This is a genomic window from Streptomyces sp. GbtcB7, assembly GCF_019091445.1.
Taxonomy (GTDB): domain Bacteria; phylum Actinomycetota; class Actinomycetes; order Streptomycetales; family Streptomycetaceae; genus Streptomyces; species Streptomyces mirabilis.
The window spans coordinates 1-296 of record NZ_JAGXJM010000236.1; the positions used below are offsets into that span (position 1 = coordinate 1).

Here is a 296-nt window from a genome sequence, read left to right on the forward strand (position 1 = left end):
GGGCGTAGACGTCCGAGAGGAGGAGTTTCACCACATTCGTGCTGGTGAGCTCGTCGCCGGTGGGCAGGCGCACGGGGCCCGTGGCCTCCAGCAGGTAGGACAGCGCAACCGGATCGATGGCGATGACGCTCGAGACCTCGCGCCCTTCGCGGGCGGCGAACTCTTGCGCGAGACGAGCGCTGAGCGAGAAGTCCGGCACCTGGGTGACGTTCTGCAGATACCGACCGGGCTTGTCCTGGTAGATCGTCGCGTACTCGCCGAGGTCGAGCACCGACGTCCGGTAGTTGTCCGCATCG

General features: G+C 66.6%; 1 protein-coding gene. It reads right to left on the reverse strand.

Annotated features, from left to right (window positions below):
- Window positions 1-271, reverse strand: a 271-nt coding sequence (locus KVT44_RS55960; RefSeq protein ID WP_217576954.1) for a DUF4012 domain-containing protein, incomplete at its 3' end; no start/stop codon positions are given.
- Window positions 272-296 lie beyond the last annotated feature (25 nt).